23 protein-coding genes and 1 pseudogene are annotated in these 26139 nt (G+C 73.4%); 10 read left to right on the top strand and 14 right to left on the bottom strand.

The features are described 5' to 3' along the window. Window positions 1–39 precede the first annotated feature (39 nt). The gene (locus tag ACGF5U_RS21555; RefSeq protein WP_392711555.1) at window positions 40–1332 is read left to right on the top strand and encodes a vanadium-dependent haloperoxidase; all 1293 of its coding nucleotides are present in this window, start codon (window positions 40–42) and stop codon (window positions 1330–1332) included. Between the two features lie 31 nt (window positions 1333–1363). Here the strand turns inward: ACGF5U_RS21555 and ACGF5U_RS21550 are convergent, their stop codons facing one another. The 5 genes and pseudogenes from ACGF5U_RS21550 to ACGF5U_RS21530 all read right to left on the bottom strand — a co-directional run bounded on the left by ACGF5U_RS21550 (window position 1364) and on the right by ACGF5U_RS21530 (window position 7770). Continuing rightward, a complete protein-coding gene (locus ACGF5U_RS21550; RefSeq protein WP_392818884.1) occupies window positions 1364–1645 on the bottom strand; it encodes a LuxR C-terminal-related transcriptional regulator in 282 nt (93 codons plus the stop codon). Window positions 1646–3776: 2131 nt separating this feature from the next. Further along, window positions 3777–4292 (bottom strand): annotated as a pseudogene (locus ACGF5U_RS21545) (AAA family ATPase); the annotation flags it as partial. Between the two features lie 191 nt (window positions 4293–4483). Next, entirely contained in the window at window positions 4484–5836 is a 1353-nt protein-coding gene (locus ACGF5U_RS21540) for a cytochrome P450 (RefSeq protein ID WP_392711553.1), read from the bottom strand. A 14-nt stretch (window positions 5837–5850) separates the two neighbouring features. Continuing rightward, window positions 5851–6837 carry a lyase gene (locus ACGF5U_RS21535; RefSeq protein WP_392711552.1) on the bottom strand — a complete coding sequence of 329 codons (987 nt, stop codon included), beginning with the start codon at window positions 6835–6837 and terminating at the stop codon, window positions 5851–5853. Between the two features lie 384 nt (window positions 6838–7221). Next, window positions 7222–7770: a DoxX family protein gene (locus ACGF5U_RS21530; RefSeq protein ID WP_392711551.1), complete on the bottom strand. Its 549-nt coding sequence runs from the start codon at window positions 7768–7770 to the stop codon at window positions 7222–7224. A 356-nt stretch (window positions 7771–8126) separates the two neighbouring features. On the opposite strand from ACGF5U_RS21530, the gene ACGF5U_RS21525 reads away from it, so the two are divergent. Further along, the gene (locus ACGF5U_RS21525) at window positions 8127–8549 is read left to right on the top strand and encodes a DUF350 domain-containing protein (protein WP_392711550.1); all 423 of its coding nucleotides are present in this window, start codon (window positions 8127–8129) and stop codon (window positions 8547–8549) included. Window positions 8550–8671: 122 nt separating this feature from the next. Here ACGF5U_RS21525 and ACGF5U_RS21520 read toward each other — a convergent pair whose 3' ends face one another. Together ACGF5U_RS21520 and ACGF5U_RS21515 are read right to left on the bottom strand one after the other, a co-directional pair. Next, window positions 8672–9103: a hypothetical protein gene (locus tag ACGF5U_RS21520; protein WP_392711913.1), complete on the bottom strand. Its 432-nt coding sequence runs from the start codon at window positions 9101–9103 to the stop codon at window positions 8672–8674. A gap of 107 nt (window positions 9104–9210) precedes the next feature. Further along, window positions 9211–10683: a WGR domain-containing protein gene (locus tag ACGF5U_RS21515; RefSeq protein ID WP_392711549.1), complete on the bottom strand. Its 1473-nt coding sequence runs from the start codon at window positions 10681–10683 to the stop codon at window positions 9211–9213. A 345-nt stretch (window positions 10684–11028) separates the two neighbouring features. Here ACGF5U_RS21515 and ACGF5U_RS21510 point away from each other — a divergent pair, with 345 nt between their 5' ends. Then, window positions 11029–11871, top strand: coding sequence for a peptidoglycan recognition protein (locus ACGF5U_RS21510; RefSeq protein WP_392818871.1), 843 nt, complete (start codon window positions 11029–11031; stop codon window positions 11869–11871). Here the strand turns inward: ACGF5U_RS21510 and ACGF5U_RS21505 are convergent. Next, window positions 11837–12508, bottom strand: a complete 672-nt coding sequence (locus ACGF5U_RS21505) for an SGNH/GDSL hydrolase family protein (protein WP_392711545.1) — start codon at window positions 12506–12508, stop codon at window positions 11837–11839. The genes ACGF5U_RS21510 and ACGF5U_RS21505 overlap by 35 nt on opposite strands. Window positions 12509–13092: 584 nt before the next feature. On the opposite strand from ACGF5U_RS21505, the gene ACGF5U_RS21500 reads away from it, so the two are divergent. Next, window positions 13093–14700 carry a sigma-70 family RNA polymerase sigma factor gene (locus ACGF5U_RS21500; RefSeq protein ID WP_392711544.1) on the top strand — a complete coding sequence of 536 codons (1608 nt, stop codon included), beginning with the start codon at window positions 13093–13095 and terminating at the stop codon, window positions 14698–14700. 147 nt (window positions 14701–14847) lie between these two features. Here ACGF5U_RS21500 and ACGF5U_RS21495 read toward each other — a convergent pair whose 3' ends face one another. Both ACGF5U_RS21495 and ACGF5U_RS21490 read right to left on the bottom strand, forming a co-directional pair. Further along, window positions 14848–15654, bottom strand: coding sequence for a CAP domain-containing protein (locus ACGF5U_RS21495; RefSeq protein WP_392711542.1), 807 nt, complete (start codon window positions 15652–15654; stop codon window positions 14848–14850). 8 nt (window positions 15655–15662) lie between these two features. Further along, the gene (locus ACGF5U_RS21490; RefSeq protein ID WP_392711541.1) at window positions 15663–15794 is read right to left on the bottom strand and encodes a hypothetical protein; all 132 of its coding nucleotides are present in this window, start codon (window positions 15792–15794) and stop codon (window positions 15663–15665) included. 348 nt (window positions 15795–16142) lie between these two features. Between ACGF5U_RS21490 and ACGF5U_RS21485 the strand changes: the two genes are divergently transcribed. From ACGF5U_RS21485 to ACGF5U_RS21460, 6 genes are all read left to right on the top strand, one after another. Further along, the gene (locus ACGF5U_RS21485; RefSeq protein ID WP_392711540.1) at window positions 16143–16709 is read left to right on the top strand and encodes a hypothetical protein; all 567 of its coding nucleotides are present in this window, start codon (window positions 16143–16145) and stop codon (window positions 16707–16709) included. 152 nt (window positions 16710–16861) lie between these two features. Then, window positions 16862–17698, top strand: coding sequence for a DUF4097 domain-containing protein (locus tag ACGF5U_RS21480; protein ID WP_392711539.1), 837 nt, complete (start codon window positions 16862–16864; stop codon window positions 17696–17698). Between the two features lie 28 nt (window positions 17699–17726). Further along, on the top strand, window positions 17727–18752 hold the full coding sequence (locus tag ACGF5U_RS21475) for an ATP-binding cassette domain-containing protein (protein ID WP_392711538.1): 1026 nt from the start codon (window positions 17727–17729) through the stop codon (window positions 18750–18752). Continuing rightward, on the top strand, window positions 18749–19540 hold the full coding sequence (locus ACGF5U_RS21470; RefSeq protein WP_392711537.1) for an ABC transporter permease: 792 nt from the start codon (window positions 18749–18751) through the stop codon (window positions 19538–19540). The genes ACGF5U_RS21475 and ACGF5U_RS21470 overlap by 4 nt, the downstream gene beginning before the upstream one ends. 102 nt (window positions 19541–19642) lie before the next feature. Further along, window positions 19643–20878: a cytochrome P450 gene (locus tag ACGF5U_RS21465; RefSeq protein WP_392711536.1), complete on the top strand. Its 1236-nt coding sequence runs from the start codon at window positions 19643–19645 to the stop codon at window positions 20876–20878. A gap of 4 nt (window positions 20879–20882) precedes the next feature. Next, on the top strand, window positions 20883–21104 hold the full coding sequence (locus ACGF5U_RS21460; RefSeq protein ID WP_392711535.1) for a ferredoxin: 222 nt from the start codon (window positions 20883–20885) through the stop codon (window positions 21102–21104). On the opposite strand, the gene ACGF5U_RS21455 is transcribed toward ACGF5U_RS21460, so the two are convergent. From ACGF5U_RS21455 to ACGF5U_RS21440, 4 genes are all read right to left on the bottom strand, one after another. Continuing rightward, a complete protein-coding gene (locus ACGF5U_RS21455; RefSeq protein ID WP_392711534.1) occupies window positions 21074–21748 on the bottom strand; it encodes an SDR family NAD(P)-dependent oxidoreductase in 675 nt (224 codons plus the stop codon). The genes ACGF5U_RS21460 and ACGF5U_RS21455 overlap by 31 nt on opposite strands. 473 nt (window positions 21749–22221) lie before the next feature. Beyond that, the gene (locus tag ACGF5U_RS21450) at window positions 22222–23775 is read right to left on the bottom strand and encodes an FAD-dependent oxidoreductase (protein WP_392711911.1); all 1554 of its coding nucleotides are present in this window, start codon (window positions 23773–23775) and stop codon (window positions 22222–22224) included. Further along, entirely contained in the window at window positions 23775–24494 is a 720-nt protein-coding gene (locus ACGF5U_RS21445; RefSeq protein ID WP_392711533.1) for a methyltransferase domain-containing protein, read from the bottom strand. Before ACGF5U_RS21445 ends, ACGF5U_RS21450 begins: the two co-directional genes overlap by 1 nt. Window positions 24495–24636: 142 nt before the next feature. Continuing rightward, complete coding sequence (locus ACGF5U_RS21440) at window positions 24637–25824, bottom strand: lycopene cyclase family protein (RefSeq protein WP_392711531.1); 1188 nt, start codon at window positions 25822–25824, stop codon at window positions 24637–24639. Between the last annotated feature and the right edge of the window lie 315 nt (window positions 25825–26139).

Below are 26139 nucleotides of genomic sequence, written 5' to 3'. Positions count from 1 at the left end.
GGGTGTGGACGCGATGTCGGCGACGAGGAGGAGTGGGCTGTGCGCGACGGATCCGGCTGGTCTACGCCCCGCGCGGTGCTGGTGACCGCGGCGCCCCTGCTGGCGCTCTCCCTCGTGGTCCCCCAGACCGCTACCGGGGCGGCGAGCGGCGCCACGCCGCCGGTCTCGCGCTCCGTCATCGGCGAATGGATGGTCACGGCGGGCAAGGCCATCGAGGCCGAGAAGGGCTCGACCGGTCCGGACGAGTCCATCTGGCTGGCCTTCGTCGCCGCCGGGATGTACAACGCGGTCGTCGGCATCGAGGGACGCTACGAGCCCTACAAGTGGCCGGTACGGGGGCCTCGTACGGCGTCGTCGGAGGCCGCCGCCGCGACCGCCGCCCACCGGCTGCTGCGCTTCTGGTTCCCGAAGTCGGCCGACGCGTCGGACGCCGCGTACGCCGCCTCGCTGGCGAAGGTGCCAGACGGTCCGGCCGAGGACGAGGGCGTCGCGTTCGGCGTGCGCGCCGCCGAGCGGATCATCGCGCTGCGTGCCGGGGACGGGCAGGGCGTGTCGGTTCCCGTCGCGTCGACGCCTCGGCCGGGGACCTGGCGCCCGACCCCGCCCGCGTACGAGCCGTTCGCGAGCGCGTGGCTGGGGCGGCTGCGGCCCCTGCTGCTGGACTCCCCCGGCCAGTTCCGTCCCGGTCCTCCGCCCGCGCTCGCCTCCGCCCGGTACGCGGCGGAGATCCGCGAGGTGCGGGTCTACGGCGCCAAAAAGGGTTCACGCCGCAGTCAGGCACAGACGGACACCGCACTCTTCTTCACCGACCTGGACGTGCAGAAGGCGCTCCAGGACTACGCGGACCGGTACCGGTACGACATCGTGGACACCGCCAGGCTGTACGCGGCCGTGAACACCGTACGCGCGGACACCGTCATCACGGCCTGGGAGGCCAAGGTGCACTACGGCACCTGGCGGCCCATCGACGCCATCCGGGAGGCGGACAGCGACGGCAATCCCGCCACGCTGCCCGACCCCGACTGGGAGCCGCTGCTGCCGACGCCCGCGCACCCGGACCATCTCAGCGGGCACGCCGCGATCGCCGGCGCTCTGACGGGCACCCTGACGGAACTGTTCGGCACCTCCCGCATCGAGCTGACCATCACGTCCACGACGGCGCGCAGGACGCGGCACTACCGGGACGCGCACACGTACGACCGGGACGCCGTCGACGCCCGCGTCTGGGCGGGCGTCCACACCCGGACCGCCGACCAGGCCGGCAACGACACCGGTCGACGTGTCGCCGCGTGGGCGATGCGGCGGTACTTCCGTCCGGTGGCGCCCGAGTAGCGGTTCCACCGGCCGTGCACCGCCCCGGCCTTCACATCCCGAGGGCGCGGCGGAGGCCGAGCCGGTCCGTACCCAGCTTGGTGAAGACGGCGGACAGCAGCTCGGACACGGTCTGCGTGTCGATGCTCATCTCGGCGGCGATCGCCCGGTTGTCGAGGCCGAGCGCGGCGTGCCTGGCCACCGCGCTCTCGGCGACGGTCAGTGTGTCCTGTTCGCTGACGTGGAGCCGACGGGGGCGCCGTCCCGCGGCGGCGAGCTGATGACGCGCCTCGCTCGCGAGGGTGTCCGCTCCACAGGCGACGGCGGTCTCCATGCCCCGGTAGAGCTGCCGGGCCGCGTGCTCCAGGTTGCCGACGGTGTGCAGGGCCGTGCCGTGGTCGACCAGGGCGTGGGCGAGTTCGTACGCGGCCGGCGACTGTTCGAGGTGGTCGACGGCCTCCTGCAGCAGGGCGACCGCCTGGACGGCGTCGGTGGTCGCGGCCTGTACGCGCAGGGCGTGGCCGATGATGCTCGACGTGCCGAACGCACGGGCGCGTTCCACGGCTTCGGCCGCCGTGGCGGCCGCCTGCTCGGGCTGGTGCCTGGCCTGGACGAGAGCGAGGTCGAGCTGCCAGGGACTCCACGAGGGGTTGCGGGTGCCGCGCAGGTCGAGGCGGTCCCCTGCTGCCTTGAGGTGGTGCTCGGCCTCCTCCAGCTTGCCACGGGCCAGGAGGAGTTTGCCCCCACACGGCCTGCGGGTCGGGGTAGACGACGGCCTTGGGGAAGACCGAGCCGAGGCCGTACTCGGCGGCGACCTCCTGCGCCTGGTCGACGTGGCCTCGGGCGAGCAGCGTTTCGATGAGGGTGCCGACCGCGTACCACTGCGCGGGGATGTCGTGTCCGACGCGGTCGGCGATCTGCAGCCCGTTGCGTACGAAGTCCTCGGCTTCCGCGAGGCGCCCGCGCCGGTAGCGGATGTAGCCGAGCAGGGTGTAGGCGAACGACAGATGGGCGCCGCGCCAGCCCCGCTCCTCGAAGGCGGTGATCCCGGCGTTGAACTGTTCCTCGGCGCGGCCGGGCTGGTCGCAGTACATGAGCGTGACCGCGACGACGGCCGGTACCTCGAAGCCGAAGTCCTGGTCGGTCCAGCTCAGGCCGCCGCGCAGGGCTTCCTCGGCGTACTGCAGGGCCTTGGCGGCGGGTTCGCCGCGCGTCGCCGCGTCCCATGCGCGCAGACCGAGGATGTGCCGCTCGGGCAGCCCGAGGGTGTCGCGCTCGGGCAGGTCGCGGCTGGTGAGCCGCTTGGCGAACTGGGAGAGCAGCCGGGAGCGGGCCGGGGAGTCCTCCTCGTCGAGGCGGACCGAGTTCCATTTGAACTGCTCGGCCGTCATCCGCAGCCGGGTGCGGGGGCTGGTGGTGGTGCGGGCCTCCTCGGCGAGGAGTCCGGCCGCCTGCCCCAACTGGCCGGTGTGGGCCAGCGCCTGGGCGAGGCGGTAGGTGATCGCCTCCCGCAGCTCCTGTTCGATCTTGGGCTCCTCCAGGGCGGCCCGGAGGTGGTTGATGGTGGTCGAGGGGTCGTGCAGGAGGTTGGCGGAGCCGAGTTCGAACAGCACTTCCGCCCGGTCCTCCACGTCCGGCGGTTCACGCAGCGCGCGGGCCAGATAGCGGCGTGCGGCGTCGGGTGCGCCGGCGGAGAAGCTGTCGCGGGCGGCCTGGCGCAGCTGCTGTACGACCCACGGGTCGCCCTCGGGGTGCATCTCCAGCATGTGCCGGGCGGCCGCGGCGGCGCCACGGCCGTCGTCCACCAGTGCCTGGGCGGCCATGCCGTGCATGGCGACGCGTACGCCCAGCGGGATCGACCGGTAGACGGCGGTGGCGATGAGCGGGTGGTAGAACTCCACCACCTTCTCGCGCTTCACGTTCGGCAGGACGGTCAGGATGCGTGCGGCGTCGAGCTGCTCGATGGCGTCGGCGGTCTGCTCCTCGCCGAGCGCGGCGACGCTTCCGACGACCTGGGTGGGAATCTGGGTGCCCAGGACCGCCGCGGCCCAGGCGAGCCGGACCGTGGACGTGCCGAGCTGTTCGAGGCGGTCGATGAGGCCGCTGCCCTTGATGGCGGAGGCGAGGTCGCGGAGCCGGGGGATGTTCTCCTCCAGCGGCTTCAGCCCGCGGTCGCGGCCCTTCATGGCCAGCTCGACGACTTCGAAGGGGTTGCCGCCGGTGATGGCCCAGCACTCGCGGCAGAAGACGTCGTCGGCGCTCTCGCCGAGGGCGGTGCGCACGATGCTGGCGACGGCGGTGGTGGTGAGGGGTGCCAGCTCGTGCGGGCGGGTGCCCTGGCGGCCCATCAGCGCACGCAGGGCGGCGGCGTCGGCGGGGAGTTCGTCGGGTCGGCAGGCGACCATGATGAGCATCGACAGCTCTTCGGCCCGTGCGGCGAAGGCGGTCAGCCAGGCCAGGGACTCCGCGTCGGCCCAGTGCGCGTCGTCCAGGACGAGGACGACGGGTGCGTTGCGTACGGTCAGATAGGTGACGACCCAGTCCAGACCGTCGCGTACGCCCTGCGGGTCGGGTACCGAGCCGCCCTCCGGGGCGGCGGCCAGACCGAGGGCGGGTGCCACGATGCCGTACCAACTGCCGAGCACCTTGCGGCGTTCGTCCTCGTCCATGGCGGCGAAGACGGGCTGGATGAGCTGGCGCATCACATGGAACGGCACCTGCTTCTCCTGCTCGCCTCCACGGGCGAACAGGACGGTGCAGCCGCGGTCGGCCGCATGCCGCCGGGCCTTCTTGAGCAGGGTGGTCTTGCCGATTCCCGCCGATCCGGCGAAGGCGAGCACACCGCCTCGGCGAACGCCGGAGCTGTCGTCCGAGGCACCGCAGAGATCGTCCACCGCACGGCGGATGGAGCGCAGTTCGGATTCCCGTTCGAGCAGGAGATGCGAAGCCCATTCTTCTTGCGGTTCCACGACGTGTGACATCCTTGCCCCCTCCAGCGCGTGTCGCCGAGTGTACGGCCCAGCCCACAGGATGTTGCTGGTTATGACCATTCTTTCGGCAACATCGCCACTCATACGAGGGGAACCGTGTATCCTCCGCTGACGCAGCCGCGACCGGGGGCCGTGAGATCGCTGGAAAAGCGCCCTCGACAGCCCCGTTCGGTCACATTCGGTCAGTGTCGTGCCAGCGGAATCATGGGCAGGGCATCCGGCTGCGGAATACCGGCGGGAAGCTCACGCACCGTGGTTCCCGGAACATGGGCCAATCGCCACCGGGAGGCCACACTCGCCACGGCGGTCAGGATTTCCGCCACCGCGAAGTTGTCCCCGATGCATTTGTGCTGACCCGCCCCGAAAGGGATGAAACCGCTGAGACGGGGACGCTCCGCCGAATCGCCGTGCCAGCGCTCCGGATCGAATCGCGTCGGCTCCGGAAACAGCGCGGGATCCCGGTGCAACGCGTACGGGCTGTAGGCCAGTTCCGCTCCGGCCGGGATCGCGACACCGCCGAGAGTGACGGGTGCCAGGGCCTTCCTGGTGAACAGCAGGGGCGAATGCAGCCGCAGCGCCTCCTGGAAGACACTGTTCGTGTAAGGAAGCGCGGCGATGTCGGACGGCCGCACGGGACGGGTACCGACGACCTCGTCCACCTCGGCGTGCAGACGCTTCTCCGCCTCGGGGTGACGGCCGAGCTCGTGGAAGATCCAGGACAGCGTGGTGGCCGAGGTCTCCGTCCCGGCGAACAGGATGGCGATCACCTCGTCCCGCACCTGCTCGGCGCTCATGGTCGCGCCCGTCTCGGCGTCCTCGACGTCCATCAGCAGCGACAGCAGATCGTGGCCGCGCTCCCCGTCCGACTCGTACTGCGCGATCACCTGGTCGATGATCCGGCGCAGCCGCGTCGCGGCCCCGTCGAAGCGCCGGTTGAGCGGGATCGGGAGCCGGTCGAGCGCCTTCGGCATGACGGCTCGGACGAGCATGCCCTCCAGGACGATCGGCAGCGAGCGGTGCACCTCGGCGACGGCGGGCCTGCCGAGTTCACCCGAGAAGATCATTTCGGCGACCGACGACAGCGCGAACCGGCGCATCTCCATGACCACGGAGATCTCCCGGCCCGCCGTCCAGGAGGCCGACATCGCGTCCGCCTGGCGGCACATCCGCTCCGCGTACTCCGTGATGTGGTTCCGGTGGAACGCCGGCTGGATCAGCCGTCGCTGTTTACGGTGGAAGTCGCCGTCCGTCGTCACGATGCCGTTGCCGAACAGCGGGCGCAGCCTCTCGAAGACCCGGCCGCGCCCGAACCGCTGTGCCTCGCCGACCAGTACGGTGTGGACCAGGTCCGTGCTGGTGAGCACGTGGACGGGCCAGGTGCCGATGTCGAGCCGTACGACGTCGCCGTGTTCCCGCAGCGATTCGAGGAACGCGATCGGCCGCCGCCACAGTTGCAGCGCGTGTCCGAGGCCGGGTAACCCGCCGGGGGCCACGGGCGCTTCGGGGGCTGTGCCGGTGTGCTCCGCGTGTGCCATGGGCCGCCCCCTCGTCATGCCGCCGAGAACAGGTCGGGGTTGGTGTACGCCCCCTCCAGCCCGGCCGCGAACCGTTCGTCGCTGTACCGCGTGCACTCGTAACGCTGCCACAGGTCGGCGCCGATCATCCAGTCCTCATAGCTGCGCACGCACCGGGCCACCGCCTCCCGCTCCGAAGGGCCGGTCAGGGCGAGCACGTCCAGGAGTTGGGGCAGGCGCCGGGCCCCGGTGCGGAAGTCCTCGACCCGGGAGCGGATGCGCTCCTCGACGGCCTCCACGGACTTGCGCAGCGTCCACCCGTTCCAGGAGGACAGGAGGGAGACGAGGTTGTTGTTGTCGCCGCAGGAGTACTCCTTGGGCAGCGAGAAGACGTCGTTGCCCCAGGAGATGACGTCCACGGCGCTGTGCACGAGCCGCTGGAACTGGGGGCTGTCATGGACTTCCTGAGGCACCTCGATGCCCAGCCCCGCCTCCACCATGTCCATCATCGGCAGCAGTTGGGAGCTGTGCCGGCGCATCAGGATGTAGTCGTCGATCTCCGGCCGGCCCCCCGCGCGACGGTTGACCGCCTCCTGGTCCAGGGAGCGGAGCATGAGCGGCACATGGGCGCGGTAGCGGGCGCGGATCCCCTCGGGCATCCGGGCCAGGATGCGATCGCACAGGTCGATGAACCCGTCGACCAGCGGATGGGGGCGCGACATGGGCCGGCCGCCGGTACCGTCGGTGGCCAGATGGCCGGTGATGGCGTCCGCTACGGGCCGCCAGGCCCGTAGCCCGCCCGACCTGATGAGATGGTCGTGCTGATCGTCCAGCACGAACGACCAGGCCATCCACTGGGCGAGCAGAACGATGTCCTCGTACGAGGCGTCTCCGCTGACACGTGCCGCCAGGTGCCCGAAGCCGATGCCGGCGAACTCCTCGGCGGCATCGGTGACCAGCCCATGGCTGAGCACCCACTCGGTCGCGTCGGCGTTGGCCTCGGCCGCCCGCGGATGCTTCACATTCCCGAAGGGAAGGTGAAAATCTGGGACAGCGAAAGAGTCGAGATGGGTCATTGGTCCCCCCACAGGAAATCCGGATTCACCAGTCCCCGCTCAATTACCTGTCTTTCGACCAGAATCAGGCCTCTGCCGCAGTGTCGTCACACCGCTGTTTCTGGGGTCACTCCGGTCACAGAGCGACTGGATTTACTCGATCTGCGCGCACATCCGGCCACCCGTGGGAGCCATTAACTCGCAGTGCGCAGCACACTGTCAATATAGGACAGTGTGAAGACGCTGTATGCGGATGGCTGTATGCATGGTGAAATTGCCGTTCGATTATTCGTGGAGAATATGCGCACACCATGTTCCGGCGGCGGCGCGGGGAGGTTCGCCGCGGCCGCCTCAGTCGTCCGACGCGTCGCTCTCGGTGTCGGCGGCGGCGGCCGCCGCCTGGTCCAGGGCCCGCTTTCCGACCACGGCCGCCGCTGCGAGCGCGCTGCCGAGAAACGCCACGGCGAGGGTCCAGGGCTGGTCGAAGCGGTGCCTCGTCGCGTGGTCGAGGGACAGCCGGCCGGCCCCGGCGAGCCCGACGGTCGCGGCGGTGAAGCCGAGGAACGCGGGGTATTCGAAGCCGCCGGACTGGTTGAAGAACCCGGCCGGCGCGTGCACCGCGACCGCCCCGGCCATGGCTCCCGCCGAGATCGCCCCTGCGGCGGGGGTGGCGAGGCCGAGGGCGAGGAGGGTGCCGCCGCAGGTCTCGCCGAGCCCGGCGGCGACGGCGCTCCGCCTGCCCGGCCGGAAGCCCATCGCCTCCATCGCCCGGGACGTCCCTTCCAGGCCGCCGCCGCCGAACCAGCCGAACAGTTTCTGGGTTCCGTGCGCGGCCAGGACCGCTCCCGTGCCGACGCGCAGGATGAACAGGCCGAGGTCCCGTCGGTTCATCGGTGTCATGGTTCCCACTGTGCGCGCCGGACGCTCGGGACGGCCGCGCCGGGTGGGCCATCCGGGTCATGGACGGACCGCATGCCCCGCCGGCCCCGGGGAGGCTGAGGAGGCGTGCGGGGTGGGTGCGGGTCCGATGCGGGCGGTGGGGTGCTGTGTCAGGGCGGCGCGGGAGCGGTGCGCGGGCGGCGCCGGGGCCGGGGTCGGTGCGCGGGCGATACGAGGTCGGTGCAGGAGCGGTGCCGGGTCGGTGCGGGAGCGGTGTGCGGGCGGCGCGGGAGCGGTGCGGGAGCGGTGCGCTAGATTTTCCGTCGCCTTGACCGCGATCATTCATGATCACTTTCGATACGGGGGACCGGTTTCACATGATCGACATCGTCAACGGACTGGGACGCGCGGCCGCTTACGGCGGTCTCGGCCTGGTCCTGCTGATCCTCGGCATAGTCCTGGTCGACGTCCTCACTCCGGGCAACCTCCGCCGGCTGATCTGGGAACAGCGCAACCGCAACGGGGCGATCCTGCTGAGCTCGGCGCTGCTGGGCATCGGCGGCATCGTCTTCACCTCCATCTGGTCGACGTACGACGACTTCGCCAAGGGCCTGGCGTCCACGGCCGCGTTCGGCGTGCTTGGCCTGGTGATGATGGCCGTCGCGTTCCTCGTCGTGGACGTCATCACCCCGGGCAGGCTGGGCGCCCACCTGGTGGAGCCCGAGCCGCACCCCGCCGTCTGGGTCACCGCGTCCTGCAACATCGCGGTCGCGGCCATCGTGTCGGCCGCGATCGCCTGACGGAAGCCGCCGGGGCGCCGCGCGACGGCTCCGGGCGACGGCGGGTGCGACGGATGACCGCCGGGCCGGGGCCGGGCGGCCGCGCCCCGCGGGCGCCGACCTGGTGGCCGGGCCGTGGAGAGTCAGCGCTCGGGGGGTATCGGCTCTACTTCCAGGTGGCGGCGTTTGCGGGGGCCTCGGTAGAGGAGGGCTTCCCAGCCGAGGCCGTCCAGGACACGGACGCATGCGGCCAGGGCCGTGTCCTCCTCCTGTGCGGCGCCTGCGCCGGGCGGGCCCAGCCATTCGACGCGTGCCGTGCCGGACCGCTCCCCCGGCGCCACCCGGTAACCGGTCGCGACGCGGCGGCCTTCGGCGTCCAGGGCGGACGGGGCGATCCCGGCCGCCTCCAGGGCCAGTGCGACCGCTCTGACCGGCTGCGCGCGCTCCCAGGCGGCGGGTACGGCACGGGGGTCGCCGCCACCCGTGTTGGTCAGCCGCCGGATCTGCAGCAGCCCGTCGAAGGCCACCCGGACCTCGGCGGCCCGCCGCTCGGCCGCCGCGCCCGGCGGGGTCACGGCGCCGTCGCCGGTGGCCGCATCGAAGGTGCCGCCGCCCGCTCCCCCCGCACCTCGCGGGCCGGGCGGGCCCGGCGCGTCCGGGGCGCCGGGCGGAGCCGGTGGTGTCACTGGAGCCTCCTGATGTCACCCCGTACCCGGTAGAAGCCGCCCGACGCGGCGTGCAGGGCATCGACGACATAGCGCGCGCCCGGCTGCCGTATCGCACGCGGGAACTGGACGTTCCAGGCCGGGTCGTAGCCGTCCGAGACGACGCGGACCCTCACCCGCCCGCCGTCCTGGAAGCATTCCACGACGACGGCCCCCGCGGGCGCGGCCGTCACCGTCGTCACCGCGGCGACCGCCGTGGCCGGTGCGTACGTGGGGAGCGCCGCGGCCAGCTTGACGTCCCGGGCGACCGGTACCGTGCCCCGCTGCGCCGCCGCGATCGCCGTCTCGCTCGCGTCCACGCAGACCAGCGAGCCGTCCGTGGTCACCAGGTACAGCCGCTCGTCGCGGTACTGCATCGACAGGGCCGAACCGCCGCCCGTGCCGAGCTTCCACAGCCGCGTACCGTCCTGGTCGAAGCAGTACACCGAGGACGACGAGTCTCCCGCGAAGACGTACCGGCCGCCGGACGAGGTGGCGCACGAGTACACCGCGCTGTCGCAGGCGTACGTGGCCTCCAGGGCGCCGTCGGCCTTGGACAGCCGCTGGACCACCCGGTGGGCCGTGCCCGCGTACACCGCCCGGTCCTCCTGCCAGCCGAAGAGCACCCCGCCCTGAGTGGGTGTGTGCCACAACTCGCCGCCCCCGTCCGGCGCGTAGGCCGTCACGCCGCTCTGGTGGCCGTGGTACACGGCCCGGTCGTCGGCGCGCACCATCCAGGCGTGCTCACCGCGGCTGCGACGCGCCCACTGGTGCTCGTCCTCGTGGTCGATGACGGTCAGCCGGCCGGCCCGGTCGGCGACGTTGAGCACGCCCTCGTGGATGTCGAGCCAGAAGATGTCGACGTCCGCGGCGATGTCGTACGCGGCGAACGGCAGCTTGGACGACAGGTCGTACACACTGCCGTCGTCACAGCCCGCGTAGATCCAGAAGTCGTCGGCGACCAGGCACTTGACGCCGTCCGGCAGGCTGTAACGGGCCAGCACATCGCCGGAGTGGTCGAGGGTGTAGACGTCACCCGCCTGGTTGCCCACCCAGCAGCGCTCGTCGTCCACGTGGATGCCGAACGCCGAGGAGCCCGTACGGAACCGCCACAGCACCGGCGCCACGGCACGCGCGGTGGACGGAGCCGACGCCACCTGACGACGGGTCACCGCGCGTGGCGCCCGGGCGCCACGCACCGCCGGGGCGTACCCCTTGCGGACCTTCTCGCCGATCTTCTTGGCGGCCGCGGCGCGGGCCTTCTCCCCCGTCGGGAACGTGGACGTCTGCGTCTGGCCGGCGGCGCCGATCCGCCCGTACCGGACGGAGACGACCTGTCCTTCGACCGTCACCTCGTAGAACTTGTGCGCACCGCCGCCGTCCTGCGACAGCTCCAGATACGTCGTCGACGCGGCCGATACCGCGGCCGATGCGGCAGACGTGGCAGACATGGCAAACCCCTCCCCAGGGCAGACCCGGCGGCCTGATCCGCGAGTCCCACTGCTCCGAACAGTAGGCCGAGGCACTGACAATCGACCGTGGCCGTCCCCCGAACGGAGCAGGCCGACGGGCGGCGCCGGCGGACCGGTGGCGACCATGACGGGACCGGCGACGACGGCGGAGCCGGTCGGTGACGGCAGTGACGGAGACCGAGGCGGAGACAGCGGCAGAACCAGAACCAGAACCAGAACCAGAAGCAGAAGCAGAAGCAGGTGCGGACGCGGACGCAGCAGAGACAGCGGCAGCGACCGGGTCGGGCAGGCGGGACGTACCGCGTCCCGCGTGACGGAGAGGTGATGGCGGCGACCGGAGAGGGTGAGCGTGGCGCGAGGAGGCGCGCGGGCGAGGGGCCGGCGCAGGGCCTGGGGCTGCCGCGCCTGCCGCGCACACGGCGCTCCCGCACGGCCGCCGCTCTGGCCGTGCTCGTCCTGCTCGTCGCCACGTCCGTGTGGCTCTCCCCCGGCGGCTCCGGCCCCCCGCGCGACAGCGCGCGGGGCCGGACGGACACGCTCCCGCGCGACGGTCGCCGACAGGCCGCCCGGCCCGCCATCGTGCCACGTTCCGCCTGGCACGCCGAGGCGGTGTCCAGCGCGCCGGCCGCGCGGTACGCGGCACGCGTGAAGGCCGCGGTGATCCACCACACCAGCACGCCCAACGGCTACGACTGCGCCACCGTGCCCGTCACGCTGCGCGAACTGTACGCCGGGCACGCGCACGGACGGCACTGGGACGACATCGGCTACAACTTCCTCGTGGACGCCTGCGGCACCATCTACGAGGGCCGGGCGGGCGGAGTCGACCGCCCCGTCATCGGCGCGCACGCCAAGGGGTTCAACGAGGGAACGGTCGGTATCGCCGCCATCGGTACGTTCACGGAGGGCACGACCGTCCCGGAGCCGATGCTGGACGCGATCGCCCGGCTGGTCGCCTGGAAGCTGGGCTCCAGGGGACCGGATCCGCGCGGCGAGGTCGCCCTGGTGTCCACGAACGACGAGTCCCGCTACCCGAAGGGCACCAAGGCGCTGCTCCCGGTCGTCGGGGGCCACACGGACGGCTATCCGACCCGCTGCCCGGGGGCCGCCCTGTACGCGAAACTGCCGGACGTCAGCGCGCGGGCCGCCCGTCTGCAACGGCGCTGATCCATGCCTCGGCCATCAGCTGATGACCGGCAGGCGTCGGGTGGACGCCGTCGAAGATCCAGTGGGTGGCCGGGGCGCGGCGCGCGGCCTCGTCGAACACGGGCTGGAACCGTACGAGTTCGGCCCCGTGGACTCCGGCGAGCTCGGTGACGATCTTCTGGCGCAGCTGCACCTGGGCGGCCAGCGCCGCTTCGAAGTCCCGGCCGGGGCCGCAGGGCAGGCAGAACGGTTCGCACAGGATGAGCCGCGTCGCGGGCAGCGCCTCGCGCGTCCGGGTCAGCAGCGCGTCATACGTCTTGCGGAAACGTTCCGCCGCGAGGTCGTCCGACTCTCCGTCGACCACGCGCCAGGCATCGTTGACGCCGACCAGCACCGACAGCACGTCGGGCGCCTGATCGAGCGTGTCGGTGCCCCAGCGGGCGGCCAGGTCGGTGACCTTGTCACCGCTCACGCCCCGGTTGGTGAACCGCCACCGGTGGCCCGGGCAGCGGGCGGCCGCGCGTGCCACGACGAGGTAGGCGTAGCCGTGCCCGAGCAGTCCGTTCGGGTCCCCCTCGGGTTCGCGCGAACGCCCGGCGTCGGTGATCGAGTCACCTTGGAACAGGACGTGGGACCCAGGGGGGAAGTGCAGCGGCATGGCGCCTCCGGAGCCGGGAAGAGCGGGCGGGAACGGGCCGGCGGACGGCAAGGCCGGGCCGTGAACAGCCGGAACGTGAACAGGCCGGGGCCTGAACAGACCGGGGCCTGAACAGACCGGGCCCGGGCCGTCGTCCAGCCGCCGTCCGGGCCGCCGTCCGGGACAGGACCTCTGCAACCTAGGCGCCGCCCGTCGGCGTCGGCAAGGGCCTCAGGGGCCGGTCGGTGCAGCGAAACTTTCGCTCACGCGCGTGCGGCCGAAATGGTCCGGCGTGGGCGCGCCGGGTTCCAGGCCGGGCGGCTGCTCCGGGCGGCTTCTCCGGGGCCTCGTCCGGGGCGACCGGCGGCTGACGGCTGACGGCTGACGGATGTCGACCGGCGACCGGCGACCGGCGACCGGTCACGGTGGCGCGCCCCGCACCGGCGGCGTCCTGCCCGGGACACGGGTATGAGGTGACGCGGACGTGCGGGGACACGGGTGTGATGGGGTGTGGCGGTGAAACGGGGCGCGAGTTTCTGTTGTCGGCGGCCGGCCCAGGGGTCTCCCGACGACAGGACCGTACGGGAATCGGGGCGAGGCAGGGCATGCACAGGGACAGCGAGCGCGTACCGGAGCTGGTGAGCGCGGCACGCGCGGGCGACGGACAGGCCAGGGAACGGCTGGTCGCCGACTATCTGCCGCTGGTCTACAACATCGTCGGGCGGGCGCTGGACGGCCACGCGGACGTGGACGACGTCGTACAGGACACCATGTTCCGCGCGCTGGACAACCTGGGCGGGCTCCGCGAACCGACCCGGTTCCGGTCCTGGCTGATCGCCATCGCGATGAACCAGATACGGCGGCGCTGGTCGGACCGCCGGCAGGCGGCGACGACCTCCCTGGAGCGGGTGGTGGAACGGGAGGACCCGGCGGGCGACTTCGTGGAGCTGACTATCCTGCGGCTCGGGCTGTCCGGGCAGCGCCGGGAGGTCGCCGAGGCGACCAGGTGGCTGGACGAGACCGACCGGGCGCTGCTCGCCCTGTGGTGGCAGGAGGCCGCCGGAGAGCTGTCCCGTGCCGAGCTCGCCGACGCGCTGGACGTCCCGGCGCGGCACGCCGCGGTGCGCGTGCAGCGGATGAAGAGCCAGTTGGAGACGGGGCGGGTGGTGGTACGCGCGCTCGCCGCCGCGCCTCGCTGCGGTGAGCTGGCGGCGCTCACGGGTACGTGGGACGGCCGGCCGTCGCCGGTGTGGCGCAAGCGGATCGCCCGCCACGCCCGGGGCTGCCGCGCCTGCTCGGGCCACTGGTCCGACCTCGTACCGGCCGAGGGCCTCCTCGTCGGCCTCGGCCTGGTCGTCCCGCTGGCGGGCTACCCGGCGCTGTCGGCACCGGCCCCCGACACGGTCCCGGTCGCACTGGCCGCGGAGCCGGTGAGTGCGCCCGGTCCGGTGACGGCGGCGGACGCCACGGGACCGGCCGATCCGGTGACGGCGGCGGGCGCCACGGGACCGGCCGATCCGACCGATCCGGCCGCGCTCGCCGAGCCGGGGGCGGCGGCGCCCATGGCGGGCGGCGCGGGCGGCCCCGCCTGGCGCGTCCCGGCGGCCATCGGCGGCACCCTCGCCACCGGGCTCCTGGTGGCGCTGGTGTGGCCCTGGGCGGACGGCACGCAGGACCGCACACCCGGGGCGGCCCGCCCGGTGGCCGCGCCGCCGACCGCCTCGTCCGCGCCCCTGGTGACCCGGGCGCCCGCGCCGACCGCGAGCCCGACGCCCCGGCCGTCCGCACCGGCGTCCAGCGCCCCGGCAACGGCCGCGCCGACCGCCACGCCCCGTGTCGAGGAGCGGCTGGCCGAGCTGGTCAACGCCCGGCGCGCCGCCGTCGGCTGCGCCCCGCTGCGCGACGACGCCCGGCTCGGCGACGCGGCCCGCGCGCATGCCCGCGACATGGTGGCGCGGGGCTACTTCGACCACGCGAGCCCCGAGGGGCGGCACGCCGACACCCGGATGTCCGAGGCCGGGTACGGCACGGGCGCCTGGGCGGAGAACCTGCACCGGGGGCCGCGCGATCCGGCGGCGGTGGTGGCGGACTGGATGGCGAGCCCAATCCACCGGGACAACCTGCTGGGCTGCCAGTACCGAGACGGCGGCGTGGGCGCGGTCCCGGGGCCGGAGGGCATGGTGTGGGTGCTGAACCTGGCGTCGCCCGCCTGACCGGCGTACCCACCACCCACCACGACCGCCCACCCCCCACCACCCACACCAGCCACCCCGACCACCCACCACGCATCACCCACCACCCACCACGCACCACCCACCACGCACCGCACACCACCCGGATGGCGACGGGGGCTCAGACGGTCACCCGGTGGCACCGAAGTTCTGAACCCACCAGGGGCCGTTGGAGCGGAGGTTCACCCCCACGCCGATGTCCTTGAACGCACAGTTCAGGATGTTCTTGCGGTGCCCCGGGCTGTTCATCCAGTCGCGCATCGCGGTCGCGGGGTCCTTGGGCCCCCGGTGGATGTTCTCGGCCCAGGTACGCCAGTTGTAGCCGGCGGCCTCGATGCGGTCGCCCGCGTCACGGCCCTCCGGGGTGTCGTGCTCGTAGTAGTCGCGGGCGGACATGTCGTCGGCATGGCCCTGGGCGGCTGCCTGGAGACGGCCGTTGACGCGGAGGGAAGGGCAACCCGCCTTCGCGCGCTCGGCGTTGGCGAGGGCGACGACCCGCTCGGCGTACACCGCCGCCGTGCCGCCGCCGCTGCCGCCCTGCGGGGCGGTGCGCGGTGTCGCCTCCGGCGCTCCCTGCTCCGGTACGGCGGGGGCGGGCGCCGCGGTCGTACGGCGCGCGCCGGGGGTCGGCGTCCCGGCGCCCGCGCGCATGGTCGACGCGGTCGACGCGGTCGGGGTGGGCGTCGCCTTCCCCGCAGCGCCCGCAGGCGAACCGGAGGGCCGCGCCGACGGGCCGGACGGCGCGGTCGACGACGTACCGTTCCCTTCGCCGGGGCTGCCGGTCGAGGTCACCGGGCCGCGCTCCTGGCCGCCGCCCGGGCGGTGCTCGGTGGAACCGCCGGGTGCGGCGACGTCCGCCGCACCCGGGTCACCGCCCGTACCGCCGATGACGTAGGTGCCCGCGGCCACGGCGGCGATCGCGACCGTACCGGCCACCAGGGTGCCTATGCCCTGGTAGCTCCACCCGCGTCGGGCGTGCCGCCGCGCGGACCCGCGTCGGGCGGCCCGGCGTCCGGCGCGGTGCCGGTGGCGGCCGTCCCGGGGGACAGGGCTGTCGCGAGAGGCATCGTGGTCACGATGGTCAGGGTGGACGTGGTGGTCGTCGTGGGCGTGGGTCACGGGAACTCCGCTCTCTTCCGAAAGGCTGCCGGACGGTCCGGCACCTGGGAGATCAGGCGAAGCGGCGGCGACAACACTTTTGTGCGAAGGCGGTGAAAGAAGACTTCCGTGGCGGGCCGTTCTGGAAACCGTCCTTGCTCCGAAACGGCCCGGTGCCCGCCGGTTCTCCGTCGGGCGACCTCGACAAGGGCGCGTGCGGGCGGGCAGGCAGCCCGCCCGGAGCGACACCGCTGTGATGCCACGCGGCACATTGTGGCGCCACATCCACTTGCAAGTGATGCCAACATGATGCCACTATGGTTCGTATGGACCTGACCCCCTACGTCGATCACCTCCGCCATGAGCTCGCGGTCGCCGCGAACTCCGGTGGGGACGAAGCACGCGCCCTGGCCGAGCGACTCACGGCACCGTTGGAGTCGGCCGCCCGGCTGACCCTGCTGAACGCGCTCTCCGCCGCCTCCGACGAGATCACCCGCGAGCTGGCCCCCGGCTCGGTGGATGTGCGCCTCCGGGGGCTCGATCCCGAGTTCGTCGTGACGGCCCCGCCCGCCCCCGAGCCCCTCGGCGATGAGGCGTCCACCATGGCACCACCTGTGGCGCCTTCTGTGGCACCTCCCGTGGCACCGCCAGCGGCACCGTTGGCACCATCTCTCGCCGACAGCGAGGAGGGGGCGATGGCCCGGATCAACCTCCGGCTCCCGGCACCGCTGAAGGCCCGGGCCGAGGAGGCGGCCGGCCGGGAGGGCCTCTCCGTCAACGCCTGGCTCGTACGGGCCGTGGCCGGCGCCCTGGAGCCGGGCGGCGCCCCGGTCCGGCCGACCGCCCCGCGCACCCCGGGCCGAGGCCAGAGCTACCGGGGATGGGTCCGCTAGGCGTCCTTTCCCGGGCCCTTCGGGTCCCACGTCCCAACACTCCCGCGCACCCGCGCACCCGCGCACCCGCGGCCACCCACTCCCGCCCGCCCGCGGCCACCCACTCCCCCATCTGCGGAAACACACGTCAGAGTCACGAGGACGGAACAGCCATGCCTTCTTACGAAACCCCCCAACCCATCACGGCCAGCCTTGAGTTCGAGGTCGGCAATGTGCGACTCAGCGCCAGCACGCGCCAGAACACGGTGGTCGAGGTGCTCCCGAGCAACAGTGCCGACGACGCCGACGTACGGGCCGCACAGCAGACCGAGGTCACCTATGCGAACGGCACCCTGGCCCTCAAGGGGCCCAGGAAGCGCGGCCTGTTCGGCAAGATCGGTTCGATCGACGTGGCCGTCGGCCTCCCCGCCGGATCACATGTCCGAGGCGCCTCCCCCATGGGTGACTACATCGGCGAGGGACCTCTCGGCGAGTGCCGCATCAAGACCTCGTTCGGTGACATCCGGCTCGACGAGGCTGCCACGGTGAACCTGCGGACCGGTCATGGCGACATCCGCGTCGACCGGGCGGCGGGCGACGCCGAGATCCACGGTGCGGGCCGGGTCGACGTCGGCGAGATCGTCGGAGCGGCGATCGTCGGCAACGGCAACGGCGAGACCGTGGTCGGTGAGGTCACCGGCGATCTGAAGGCCAAGTCCGCCAACGGCCGCATCGCGGTGGGCATCGCGCACGCCTCGGTCGAGGCCAGGTCCGCCAACGGTGCGATCGGCGTACGGCAGGTGGCGCGCGGCGTGATCGACCTCCGTACCGGCGTCGGCGACGTGGAGGTCGGCATCCCGGAGTCCACCGCGGCCTGGCTCGACGTCCACTCCAAGTACGGCACGGTCCGCAACGCGCTCGGCGCCGCGGAAGGCCCCAGCACCTCCGACGAGACCGTCGAGATCCATGCCCGTACCGGCGTCGGCGACATCGTGATCCGTCGCGCCTGACCTCTCCACGGAAGGAAGAGCGGAACCCATGACCGACACATCCCCCGGCGCGGCCACGTCCACCGCCACGGCCACGACCCCGTCCACCGCACCGTCCACCGCCACGGCCGCCATCTCCGCCCTCGGGCTGCGCAAGTCGTACGGCGACAAGGTCGTCCTGAACGGCGTCGACCTGACCATCCCCGAGGGCACGGTCTTCGCCCTCCTGGGCCCCAACGGAGCCGGCAAGACCACCACCGTCGAGATCCTGTCGACGCTCATCGCACCCGACGCCGGGCGGGCGTGGGTCGCCGGCCACGACCTCGCCGAACGGCCCGACGGCGTCCGTGCCGCCATCGGCGTCACCGGCCAGTTCGCCGCCGTCGACAGTCTCCTCACCGCCGAGGAGAACCTGCTCCTGATGGCGGACCTCCGGCACCTGCCCCGGCGCGAGGGCCGCCGCAGGGCGACAAGGCTGCTGGAGCGCTTCGAACTCTCCGAGGCCGCCCGCAAGCCGGTCTCCACCTTGTCCGGCGGTATGCGCCGCAAGCTCGACCTGGCGATGACCCTGGTCGGCGACCCGAGGATCATCTTCCTCGACGAGCCGACCACGGGCCTCGATCCCCGGAGCCGCCGCACCATGTGGGAGATCATCCGAAGGCTCGTCGCCGACGACGGCGTCACCGTCTTCCTGACCACGCAGTACCTGGAGGAAGCCGACCAGCTCGCCGACCGCATCGCCGTCCTCGACAAGGGCAGGCTGGTCGCCGAGGGCACCGCGGACGAGCTGAAGCGCCTCATCCCCGGCGGCCACATCCGGCTGCGCTTCGCCGAGCCCGCCGAACTCGACGCGGCGGCACGCCACTTCGGCGCCGGCGTCCGCGACCCCGAGGAGCTCACGCTCCGCGTCCCCAGCGACGGCGGCATCCCCGCCCTGCGGGCCGTACTCGACGTCCTGGACGGGGCGGCACTGCGGGCGGAGTCGCTGACCGTGCACACACCCGACCTCGACGACGTCTTCCTGACCCTCACCGGTCACGGCACGACCGACACCACCACGGAGATGGCCCGATGAGCACCCTGACGTACGCCGTCAGCGACTCCATGACGATGCTGCGGCGGAACCTCAAGCACGCGCTGCGCTATCCCGCGATGACGATCTCCGTCGTCGCCATGCCGGTGATGATGCTGCTGCTGTTCAACTACGCCTTCGGCGGCGCTATCGGCGCCGGGATCTCCGGCGCTCCCACCGGTGGCGGCGAGTACATCGACTACGTCGCGCCCGGCATCATCCTGATGGCCGCGACCGCCGGGGCGGTGGCCACGGCCGTCAGCGTCTGCGTCGACATGACCGAGGGCATCGTCAACCGCTTCCGTACGATGTCGATCTCCCGCGCCGCGTTCCTGACCGGGCACGTCGTCGGCAGCGTCATCCAGACCCTGGTCGCCGTCGCCCTGGTGATCGGCGTCGCGCTCGCCATCGGGTTCCGCCCCGACGCCTCCCCCGTCGAGTGGATCGCCGCGATCGGTCTGCTGACACTGCTCATCCTCGCGCTGACCTGGCTGTCCGCAGGCGTCGGCCTGGTGGCCAGGAACCCGGAGTCGGCGAGCAACATGCCCTTGCCGCTGACGTTCCTGCCCTTCCTGGGCAGCGCCATCGTCCCGACCGACTCGATGCCGACAGGGCTGCGCTGGTTCGCCGAGTACCAGCCGTTCACCCCGGTCATCGAGACCCTGCGCGGCCTGCTGACGGGCACCGGGATCGGCACCAGCGGATACGTCGCGCTCGCCTGGTGCACCGGCCTCACTCTCGTCGGCTACCTCTGGGCGCGGTCCGCCTTCGGCCGTACCGCCAAGCGGTGAGCGTCGCCCCGCTCAGCCACCGCGTCACCTTCGCGTGGTCAGCGCGTCGCCACCGCGTCGCCACCGCGCACGACACATCGAACAGTTCACGGAGGACACCCCATGCGGAATGAACCGTCGATCCGGCCCGAGGCCGCCGACACCGCCGAGCCCGTCACCCTGCCCACGCGGCGCGCCGCCGGCTGCCCCTTCGACCCGCCCGCCGGACTCGCCGAGCTGCGCCAGCAGCGGCCGCTGGCCCGGATGGCCTACCCCGACGGGCACGTCGGCTGGCTCGCCACCGGATACGACGTGGTCCGCTCGGTCCTGGGCGACCCCCGGTTCAGTTCCCGGTACGAGCTGGTGCACTACCCCTTTCCCGGCGGCCCCGAGGGCCCGCTGCCGCCCGCGCCCGTCGGGGACATGACGGGCATGGACGCCCCCGAGCACACCCGCTTCCGGCGGCTCCTGATGGGCAGGTTCACCGTCCGCCGGATGCGCCGGCTCACCGAGCGGTTAGAGGAGATCACCGCCGAGCACCTGGACGCGATGGAGCGCCGGGGGCCCGGCGCCGACCTGGTCGAGGTGTTCGCCCGGCCCATCCCCGCGCTGATGATCTGCGAGCTGCTCGGCGTACCGTACGCCGACCGCGACCGCTTCCAGGAGCACGCCCACACGATCATGACCATGGACGTGACGCCCGATGACCGGTCCGCAGCCTTCGCCGGACTCCAGGAGTACATGGCCGGGTTGGTCGCCGCCAAGCGCGCCGCACCCTCCGACGACCTGCTCGGCGACCTGGCCCGCGACTCGGACCTCACCGACGAGGAGCTGGTCGGCGTCGGCGGCTTCCTGCTCGCCGCCGGGCTCGACACGACCGCCAACATGATCGCCCACGGCACGTTCGCGCTGCTCACCCACCCGGCCCAGGCGGAGGCCCTGCGCACCGACCCCGACCTCGCGTCGCCGGCCGTCGAAGAGCTGATGCGCTATCTGACGGTCGCCCACACCAGCGTGAAGTCCGCGCTGGAGGACGTCGAACTGGAGGGCCGGCTCATCGCGGCGGGCGAGAGCGTCACCATCTCGTTCGAGGCCGCCAACCGGGACCCGGGCCGGTTTCCCGACCCCGACGTCCTCGACCTGCGCCGCAAGGCCACGGGCCACCTGGGCTTCGGGCACGGCGTCCACCAGTGCCTGGGCCAGCAACTGGCCCGCGTCGAACTGACGGTGGCCCTGCCCGCGCTGCTCAGGCGGTTCCCCACGCTGCGCCTCGACGTACCGGCCGAAGAGGTGCCGCTGCGCACCGACATGAACATCTACGGCGTGCACCGGCTGCCGGTCACCTGGGACGAGGGCTGACCCCGTGAACGTCCGTGTCGACCGCGCCCGCTGCCTCGGGGCAGGCATGTGCGCCCTGACCGCCCCCTCGGTCTTCGACCAGGACGAGGACGAGGGCCTCGTCGTCCTCCTCGACCCCCGGCCGCCCGGAGACCGGCACGCGGCCGTCCGCACTGCCGCCGGGGTGTGCCCCGGAGCCGTCATCACCTTCACGGATCAGGGATCCCCCGCCGCATCGATGCCGTGAGTGAGGGCGCCGACGATCATGTCCACGGCCTCGTCGACCGTACGCCCCCGGGGCAGGGCGGGTGGGGTGCCGGCCACGGCACGCTCCGCGAAGCCCGACTCCACGTGCGGCAGCCTGATGTCCAGGACGGTTCCGCCGGTGCGCCGCCGCTCCCGGCGCACCCCGGTCAGCCAGGCCGCCAGCGCGGCCTTGGAAGCCGCGTAGTCCGCCATGCCCGCCGGCGCGGCGTCCACCACGACCCCGGTCACGGCGGCAAGGGTGCCGCCCGGCGGTACGGCGGTCAGGGCGGCGCGGAGTACGGCCATGGGGGCCAGCGCGTTGACCGTCAGCAGGTGCTCGGCGACCGTGTCGCCGACCGACTCGGCCGGGCCGAAGCCGGCGACTCCGACGCAGACCACCACCGCGTCCAGACGGCCGAGCTCGTCCACCGCCCAGGGGACCGTGCGGGCACAGCCGTCCAGGTCGTAGGCGTCGAAGCGGCGGGCCGGGGCGCCACCGCAGGCGGCGGCGACCCGGGCGAGCGAGGCCGGGTCGCGGCCCGCCACGGCGACCCGCGCTCCGTGCCCGTGCAGCCGCCGCGCCAGGACGCCGCCGATGGCGCCGGTGGCGCCGGGTACGAGGACACGCGCACCTTTCACGTCCACGGTCCGCCTCCTGTCTCGTGGTGCTGGTCGTCGGGTGCGTGCCGACCGGGTGGGCCGGGCGCGGCACGGGTCGGTCCCGGCCGGGGGCGACCGCCGGGGCGGCGGCGTCCCGCGCCGGGCGGGACAGGGCGTCCGGTCCCTGGGCGAGGGACGCCCTGCGGGCCCGGCGCCGCGCGGCAAAGGCCTCGCGCGCCGCCTCGCGGGGGTGCCGGCGCCGCCAGTGGTGTCCCCTCCGCCGCTCGGAAGCGCCCCCGCGACGAAGCCGGTACTCCGTCCGCTCTCATCCCGTCTTCCCCGCGGACGCGGTGAACGGTTGCGGTGTCGTCCGGGGGCTCCGCAGACGCGTCCGAGGCGTGTCCGGGGGGCGAGGCTCCTCGTGTACGCGGCATCCGGAGCGGACCGGGAGCATCCCGGGGCGGGCCCGCCCCGGAATGCGGGGGGTTGCGGCGGGTTGCGGCGGGTCGTGGCGGGTTTCAGCGCCCCGCCCACGCGGCCAGCTTCGGCAGCACGGTGCCCCGCCCACGGTCCGGTACGGTCCACAGCGTCTGCCCGCGTACGCCCCACCGCTCCAGCAGGGCGTTCGCGGCGAGGAACCCGGTCGTGGCCGCCCGTTCCATCAGCGCCACGGGCAGGTCGGTGCGTACCGCGTCCCCGGCCACGACGAGAGCGGGATCCGGGGTGCGGACGGCCGGCCGGTCGGCGTAGCCGCCCACCGGGAACAGCGGGCAGTCCTCGCGCCACTCGTGCCGGACGTCGACGAGCGCCGCCGTGCGGGTCTCCGGGTACACCTGGTGGAGCCGCGCCACGAGGCGCCGCTGCTCGACGGCGCGGTCCGCGCCCGGGTCCACCGCGTAGGCGTGGAGCTCGACGACGGAACCTCCTGTGCGTGCCGCCCAGCGGGCCGCCTCGTCCTCCCAGCGGTTCAGCACGCTGACGTTGTCGAGGCCGCCGAAGCCGCTGGTGCCCAGGAAGCCCGGCCGGTCGGCGGCGACGGGCCGGTCCAGCCACAGCCGGGTGACCAGGAACGGCGGGGCGGTGCGCAGCCGGGAGACCCGCTCCCGCCACCGGGCGTCGCCCAGCCTCTCCGAGCGGGCGACGAGAGACCGCAGCCCTGCGGGGTCGAGGGCGAGCACCACGCCGTCGTACCGGCGCTCGCCGCCGCCCGCGGCGACGTCGTGGCCGCCGCCACGGACGGGCGCGACGTGTTCGACGGCGGTGCCGGTGTGCAGTTCGGCGTCGTGCCGCTCCAGGTATCCGACGAGGGGGGCCCACAGGGCCTGCGGGAAGGGCGAGCGCGGCACGTCGAACAACAGGCCCTCGGCGGAGCCGAGGAAGTAGATGTGGAACATCAGCGCCATCTCGGCCGCTGACAGCTGCCGAGGGTCGGCGAAGAAACTCCGGGAGAACACCTCGAACGCCAGGTGGCGGGCGCTTTCCGGGAAGCGGACGGCGTCCAGGAAGTCATGGGCGGAGGTGCCGTCGAGGCGGTCGTACACGTCGGGGACGTGGACGTCGAGCAGCGGCAGGGCCGCGACCGGGTCCATGGCTCGCAGGTCCCGCAGCCGGAAGGAGGGGCTGAGCGCGACAAAGCCCAGCGCGCTCCACGGCGGGGTGCGCGGGACGTGCCGGAAGCCGTCCCGCATGCCGTCGGCGCGCAGCAGCGGGTAGTCGGGCAGACCGGTCAGCCGCTCCAGCCCCGGGTCGGTGCGGCGCAGCAGGCCCCGCAGGTTGTAGTACTGCCGGAAGAAGGCGTGGAAGCCCCGGCTCATGGTGGCGGTGGTGCCGTCGCGCAGGCGGGTCGGCCAACCGCCGACCCGCCCGCCGACGTGGGACTCCCGCTCGTACAGCGTCACCGCGACGCCCCGTTCGGCCAGTGCGGTGGCCGCGGCCAGTCCGGCGATCCCGGCGCCGACCACGGCGACCGACGGCCGGCCCCGTACGCGCTCGGCGCCATGGGGGGCGGGCAGGACACGGGCCCGCCGGTCACGGCCCCGGCGTGCCGCTCCCGCGCGGGGCGCGGGGCGGATCACCGGCGGTCCTCCCGTCGGCAGGCCACGAAGGTGTGCGTGATGCCGGTCTGCCAGCCCGGCAGGGGCAGCGCGCGGACCTGGTCGAAGCCGGCGTCCCGGACGCGGTCGGCGAACCGCCCGGCGGTGTCGAAGCCGACGACGCTGCGCCACAGGTGCCGGTACAGCGGCCCGTCCCCCAGGAGGGTGGCCGCGGGCTGGACGACGCCGCGGCACACCAGGGTCCACACCGCCCGGTCGGCACGGCGGCCGCTGAGGGTGTACTCATGGACGCCGAGCCGTCCGCCGGGCCGCAGGAGATCCCGGACCGCGGTGAGGACGGCGTCGGGATCGGAGACGTTCCGGAAGAGGTAGGCGGCGAACACCGCGTCGAAGGGCCCCCGCACCCCGGCGGCGGCCAGGCGCTCGACCGGCGCGTGCACGAACCGCACCCCGCCCGCCCAGGGCTTGGCGGCGGCCCGCGCCAGCATGCCGGCGGAGGCGTCGACGGCCGTGAGGTCGGCGGCCGGGAGGGCGGAGCGGAGCGCGGCCGTCGAGGCCCCGGTGCCGCAGCCGAGGTCCAGGACGCGCAGCCCCCGCCCGGGTCCGGGCAGGCCGAGGCGGCGCACCGAGCGCCGCAGGTGCGCGTGGTAACCGGGGTTGGCGGCCACCAGCCTGTCGTAACTGCGGGACGCGTGGTCGAACGCGGCGGCGAGGTCTTCGTCGCGCAGCAGGGTCATACGGTCTCCAGGGACGGGAAGGGAAGGGAAGGAACGGGAAGGGAAGGGAAAGGAAGGGAAGGGAAGGAAAGGCAAGGGAAGGGCCGGCAAGAAGCTGCGGGGTGGGGCAGGACGTGGCGTGGCCGGGGCGTGGCCGGACGGGTCAGTCAGAAGGGCGGCGCGGCAGGCGGGGCAGTTCGACGGCGGTGCGGAGCATCGGGCCGATCGGGGTGCGGAACCCCACGGCGATGTCCTCGAAAAGGCCGGTGCGGCCGTCGAGGAAGCGCAGCAGCCGCCCCATGGGCACGTGGGTGAACAGCCGGGCGAACAGCGCGGGGCCGTCGACCCGGCCGCTGTCCAGGGCCCTCAGGAGGACGGCGTCCATGGCGCGGGCACGGGCGGAGTGGGCGGCAGGCGGCACCGGCCGGCGCCCCTCCCGCAGGGCGGCGGCGACCGCCCGCGTCTGGCGCTGGAGGCCCGCGAAGGTGTAGCCGGTGGACGGGCGGGTCGCGCCTCCGACGGCACCGATCCGGAACACCGACGCGCCGACGCGACGCGGCATGGGGGCGTCCGTCATGGGGATCACGCCGGTCTCGGTGGCGACGACCTCCGTGTCGCCGAGGCGCAACACGTCCTCGACGTAGTGCCGTACGGCCGACGCGTAGCCGCTCGCCGTCAGGACGCGCGGGGAGAACTCCGTGTACTCCACGAGGGCTTCGCACGGTCCGGTGGGCAGGACGTAGCCGAAGGACAGCCCGTCGCGGGGCTGCGGCGTACGGAAGTCCATGAGCTCGGCGGTCGCCCGGTCGAAGGCGGGCCGCGCGGTGCGGACGAACCAGCCGTGGAAGTGCTGCAGCAGGAGGGTGCGGGCGGCCGGGAGGCTGCCCAGGGGCCGGGAGTCGAACACCCAGCGGGCGTCCACGAGGCCCTCGCCGCCGTCCGGGCCGGTCGTCCTCACGCGGGCCCCGCCCGGATACTCGTCCACGGTGTCGACGGTCGCCTCCACCCGCCGGACGTTGGGGCTGCCCGCCAGGTCCCGGCCGACGAGGGCCTCGAAGTCGTCTGAGCGGATCATCTTGTAGCGCAGCGGCGCGATGTCGCCATCGATCGGCCGCCCGGTGGGCGGCCGTACCCGCAGGTGCCGCCACTGCGCCCGTACGGCCGCGTCGAAGCGCCCACGGCCGGACTCCCAGAAGCACCAGGTTCGCGGTGGGGGCCGCAGCGGCCCCGGAGGCGCGTCGACCAGCACCACCGACGGCGTCCGGGCCCCCGGCACATGTCCGCTCAGGCGGTGGGCGAGGGACAGCCCGGCGGCTCCCGCTCCCACGACGGCCACATCCACCTCCGGCACCGCGACTCCCTCCGTCCCACGTCCGCGCCCGCTCGCCCGGCGCCGTTCCCGTCCCCCGGTCCGCGCTCGCCCGGCGCCCGTTGTCGTCCCCCGTCCGCGCCCGCTCGCCCGACGCCCGTCGCCGTCCCACGTCCGCGCGCGCTCACCTGAGCCCATTCCCGTCCCACGCCCGCATCGGATGCCGTCACCCGGGCGGACGCGTCCACACGGCGGCTTTCCGCGAGTTCCGGCTACCCGGCACGATCCGCATCCGTATCACGGGGGATGGCCGAAGGACGATGAAGAAGCCATCGACACCACGACGAGAGGAACCGG

Source organism: Streptomyces sp. NPDC047886, from assembly GCF_043204435.1.
In the GTDB taxonomy this organism is placed as follows: domain Bacteria; phylum Actinomycetota; class Actinomycetes; order Streptomycetales; family Streptomycetaceae; genus Streptomyces.
The sequence above is the reverse complement of the archived record's forward strand: the minus strand, read 5'-3'. Positions and strand labels throughout refer to the sequence as shown.

Coding starts and splice junctions, on each gene's coding strand:
- ACGF5U_RS21550 (WP_392818884.1), bottom strand. CDS start 1,645: ATGGAGACCGCCGTCGCCTGTGGAGCGGACACCCTCGCGAGCGAGGCG.
- ACGF5U_RS21540 (WP_392711553.1), bottom strand. CDS start 5,836: ATGGCACACGCGGAGCACACCGGCACAGCCCCCGAAGCGCCCGTGGCC.
- ACGF5U_RS21530 (WP_392711551.1), bottom strand. CDS start 7,770: ATGACACCGATGAACCGACGGGACCTCGGCCTGTTCATCCTGCGCGTC.
- ACGF5U_RS21525 (WP_392711550.1), top strand. CDS start 8,127: ATGATCGACATCGTCAACGGACTGGGACGCGCGGCCGCTTACGGCGGT.
- ACGF5U_RS21515 (WP_392711549.1), bottom strand. CDS start 10,683: ATGTCTGCCACGTCTGCCGCATCGGCCGCGGTATCGGCCGCGTCGACG.
- ACGF5U_RS21510 (WP_392818871.1), top strand. CDS start 11,029: ATGGCGGCGACCGGAGAGGGTGAGCGTGGCGCGAGGAGGCGCGCGGGC.
- ACGF5U_RS21505 (WP_392711545.1), bottom strand. CDS start 12,508: ATGCCGCTGCACTTCCCCCCTGGGTCCCACGTCCTGTTCCAAGGTGAC.
- ACGF5U_RS21500 (WP_392711544.1), top strand. CDS start 13,093: ATGCACAGGGACAGCGAGCGCGTACCGGAGCTGGTGAGCGCGGCACGC.
- ACGF5U_RS21485 (WP_392711540.1), top strand. CDS start 16,143: ATGGACCTGACCCCCTACGTCGATCACCTCCGCCATGAGCTCGCGGTC.
- ACGF5U_RS21480 (WP_392711539.1), top strand. CDS start 16,862: ATGCCTTCTTACGAAACCCCCCAACCCATCACGGCCAGCCTTGAGTTC.
- ACGF5U_RS21475 (WP_392711538.1), top strand. CDS start 17,727: ATGACCGACACATCCCCCGGCGCGGCCACGTCCACCGCCACGGCCACG.
- ACGF5U_RS21470 (WP_392711537.1), top strand. CDS start 18,749: ATGAGCACCCTGACGTACGCCGTCAGCGACTCCATGACGATGCTGCGG.
- ACGF5U_RS21465 (WP_392711536.1), top strand. CDS start 19,643: ATGCGGAATGAACCGTCGATCCGGCCCGAGGCCGCCGACACCGCCGAG.
- ACGF5U_RS21445 (WP_392711533.1), bottom strand. CDS start 24,494: ATGACCCTGCTGCGCGACGAAGACCTCGCCGCCGCGTTCGACCACGCG.